Below are 3,720 nucleotides of genomic sequence, written 5' to 3' on the forward strand. Positions count from 1 at the left end.
CTGTCGCTGCGGAGCAGCGAGACGGAATCGCCGAAAGGCGAGACACCAGCGGTTACCCCGACTTCCAGAAAGGTGTCGGACACCTTGTCTAGGGTGCGAGGCGTTTGCGGTCCCAGCCTTGGTGTTCGTCGGCTTCGTAACAGATCCGATCGTGCAGTCGGTTCGGGCGGCCCTGCCAGAATTCGAAACGCGTCGGTTTCACGCGATAGCCTCCCCAGAAACTTGGCAGCGGCACTTCTTTGGACGCGAATCGCTGTTTCATTTCCTGCATCTTGGCTTCCAACATCGACCTCGACGAAACGATCTCACTTTGGTGCGATACCCACGCGCCGAGTCGACTGCCCCGCGGTCGCGTCAGAAAATACTTCAGCGACTCGGCGGTACTGACCCGCTCGGCCGTGCCGCCGATTTCGACTTGTCGTTGCAATGGCAGCCACTGAAACAGGATCGAAACGCGGGAGTTGAGTGCGATATGTCGCGCCTTGCGGCTTCCGTAATTCGTAAAGAAGACAAAACCGCCCACATCGAAGTACTTCAGCAGGACCGTTCGTTGGGTCGGCTGACCGTTCGGGGCGACGGTGGCCAAAATCATCGCGTTGGGTTCCAGCAATTCCGCCGTCGACGCTTGGTGGTACCACCGCTCAAATTGCACGAAGGGACACGGATCGACACGATCAATGTCGAGTGTTTCGAGTGCATATTCCTGTCGAAGATGTGAGAGATCCATCGCAAACGATTCCGTGGAGCCACAAAGACGCAACGGGTTTAGTTTAGTGGATGGGGCGAGGTGGTGAGTTGGAACGGCATTTGCGACACTCAATCACCCTGGGGAAACTTTGGACCAAACGCACACCTATCCCCAAACACACACCCACCGCTGGTCCCCCGCCGAGAACGAGTACCCCGACATGCCGCAACGCGGTATCGCGAAGAGGTTGTAGTGTCCAATCGCACTGTCAACTCTTCCCATCCGATGGTGGCGACACGCCTGAGTTTCTCGTGCACCTTTGATTGCGGCCTGCCGCAAGAAGGAGTCATGCGCGATGTTAAAACGATCACCCCTCTGGTTCATTCTGTGTTTGACGTTGGTCTGGCGCAGCGTCGCGATTGCGGATGATCGCGCGGCGAACCTCTATGAAAGTGCTGTTGCAGCAACGCCGAACGGCGAGATCGACAGAATCGTTTTTGCCGAGCTGTCTTCGTTGGGCATTCAGCCCGTCACCTGCTCCGACGCGGTGTTCGTCCGCCGGGCGTACCTGGACATCATCGGCACGCTGCCGACCGCCGACGAAGCGCTGCAGTTCATCGAAGATCCCGACGTCAAAACGAAACGCGCGGCGCTCATCGAGCGCCTGTTAGACCGGCCCGAGTTCGCCGACTATTGGTCGATGAAATGGGGCGACGTGTTGCGGATCAAGGCGGAGTTTCCGATCAATTTGTGGCCCAACGCGGCTCAAGCGTATCACCGTTGGGTGCGGGCATCGATTGTGGAGAACAAACGTTACGATCAATTTGCCCGCGAGCTGCTGACCAGTAGCGGAAGCAATTTTCGAGTCGGCTCGGTCAACTTTTATCGCGCCATGCAGAACAAAACTGCCGAGGGCATTGCCAGCAGCGTGGCGTTGACATTCATGGGCACGCGGACCGAATCGTGGCCTGAAGAACGTTTGTCCGGCATGGCCGTCTTCTTCTCGCAGGTCGGCTACAAGCCCACTGCCGAGTGGAAGGAAGAAATCGTTTTTTGGGACCCGCTCGATGCAAGCACTCTGCCGGACAACGCGGCGCCCGGCCAGGCTGCGGTCGCTGCATCGTTGCCATCGAGCCAAGCTGCTGACGACACACCTGAATCAATCACGAAACCAGCGAAGGCGGAGAAACGGTCCGCGGCGGTCTTTCCCGACGGCACCAAGGCATCGTTGAGTCCCGATCGAGACCCACGCGAGGTGTTTGCCGACTGGTTGATCACGCCGGAAAATCCGTGGTTCACGCGAAGCATCGCCAACCGCGTTTGGGCTTGGCTGATGGGCCGCGGAATAGTCCACGAGCCGGACGACATTCGAGAGGACAACCCGCCCAGCAACCCGGAACTGATGGCGTTCCTGGAGCAGGAATTGATCGCCAGTGACTACGATTTGAAACACTTGTATCGACTGATTCTGAATTCCGCGACGTATCAAATGTCTTCGATGCCGGTTGCGGATCGATCGGAGGCTCCCTGGGCCAGGTATCCACTGCGTCGACTTGACGCCGAGGTGCTGATCGATGCGGTGAACCAGATCACCGGAACCGTCGACCTATACACCAGCCCGATTCCGGAACCGTTCACTTACATTCCCAGTGACCAACCTGCGATTGCGCTGGCCGATGGCAGCATCACCAGCCCTTTCTTGGCGTTGTTCGGACGTTCCGCGCGGGCCACGGGAATGGAGAACGAACGCAACAATCGACCGGTGGCTTCCCAGTGGCTGCACCTGCTCAATTCCGGGCACATCCAAACCAAACTGGAACGCGGCCCGGCGCTCAAAGCAGTGCTGACGTCCAGTCGCGATCCCGCCGTGATCGCCGAGCGTCTCTATCTGACGATTCTTTCACGCCGGCCGACCGACGCGGAGTTGAAGACGGTGGCGTCGTACGTGCGATCCACCCCTCTAAAAAGGAACGAGGCAGCGATCGACGTCGCATGGGCGTTGATCAATAGTCCGGAATTCCTTTATCGACACTAAATCTCGTTGGATACCGATCACCATGAACACGAACCATCGATCTGCCACCGCAACGCGGATTTCCAGACGTGACTCATTGCAGCGCGGCGTTTGCGGTGCCGCGGGCGTGATGGCGGCCCATCAACTCGGATCCCCATTCGTCTCCGCCAAGCCGGTCAACACCACGCCGCGTTCCGACCCCAAGTCGGCCCGCGCCAAGTCGGTCATCCAGGTGTTTCTATGGGGCGGGATGTCTCACAACGACACCTGGGACCCGAAACCCGAGATGGGACGCGAGTACATGGGAGAGTTTGGCGATGTGTTGTCGACCAACGTTGTTGGAATGCAGATCGGCGGATTGTTTCCCGAGCTGGCCAAGCAGGCCGACAAGTATTCGCTGATTCGCAGCATGACCCACGGTATCAATGGTCATGAAACCGCGGCCTACCTGATGCAGACCGGGCACAGCGCCGGCGAACGGCTTGCCTATCCGAGCATCGGCGCCGTGTTTTCGCTGTTCAAGGGCCGGGACTACACGGGAATGATTCCGCCCTATGTCGTGTTGACCAAACCGCAGGGCCGGTTTTCCGAGGAAGGATTCCTGGGGCCGAAATTCAAACCCTTTGCAACCGGTGGCGACCCGGCGGCGGCCCGTTTTGAAGTCGAAGGCATCGTGGCTCGCGGCATCACCGACCAACGTCAAGCGGCGCGTCGCGATTTTTTGGACAAGATCAACACGATGGGCCAGCTGATGGACGGGCATCCCCAATTGGCGGCCGCGGAGGATGCCAAGGCACAGGCGTATGAGTTGATGCTGGGGCAAGGCAAGCAGGTGTTCGATCTAAGCAAGGAGACACCGGAACTGCGAGATCGCTACGGTCGCCATACGTTCGGCCAGGATTGCCTGGTCGCGCGACGGTTGGTCGAATCAGGCGTTCCCTACGTCGTGATCAACTATCCCGGCGGCTGGGATACCCACAAGAATCACTTTGCGACGATGCGCCGACAATGCCCGGAA

General features: G+C 58.8%; 3 protein-coding genes. 2 read left to right on the forward strand and 1 reads right to left on the reverse strand.

The genetic code is table 11. The annotated features are described in order from the left end of the window. Positions 1-88: 88 nt before the first annotated feature. Positions 89-727 (reverse strand): pyridoxamine 5'-phosphate oxidase, encoded by a 639-nt coding sequence (gene pdxH / locus ABX749_RS25590; protein WP_372898502.1) that lies wholly within the window; start codon positions 725-727, stop codon positions 89-91. A gap of 316 nt (positions 728-1,043) precedes the next feature. On the opposite strand from pdxH, the gene ABX749_RS25595 reads away from it, so the two are divergent. Then, entirely contained in the window at positions 1,044-2,723 is a 1,680-nt protein-coding gene (locus ABX749_RS25595; protein ID WP_372898503.1) for a DUF1553 domain-containing protein, read from the forward strand. Positions 2,724-2,745: 22 nt separating this feature from the next. Next, on the forward strand, positions 2,746-3,720 hold a 975-nt coding region (locus ABX749_RS25600), incomplete at its 3' end, for a DUF1501 domain-containing protein (protein ID WP_372898504.1).

Origin of the sequence: Stieleria sp., assembly GCF_041595215.1 — a bacterium.
Classification (GTDB): domain Bacteria; phylum Planctomycetota; class Planctomycetia; order Pirellulales; family Pirellulaceae; genus Stieleria; species Stieleria magnilauensis.

Bases quoted from the DNA above. Each gene is read 5' to 3' on its own strand.
- pdxH (WP_372898502.1), bottom strand. From the start codon at position 727: ATGGATCTCTCACATCTTCGACAGGAATATGCACTCGAAACACTCGAC.
- ABX749_RS25595 (WP_372898503.1), top strand. From the start codon at position 1,044: ATGTTAAAACGATCACCCCTCTGGTTCATTCTGTGTTTGACGTTGGTC.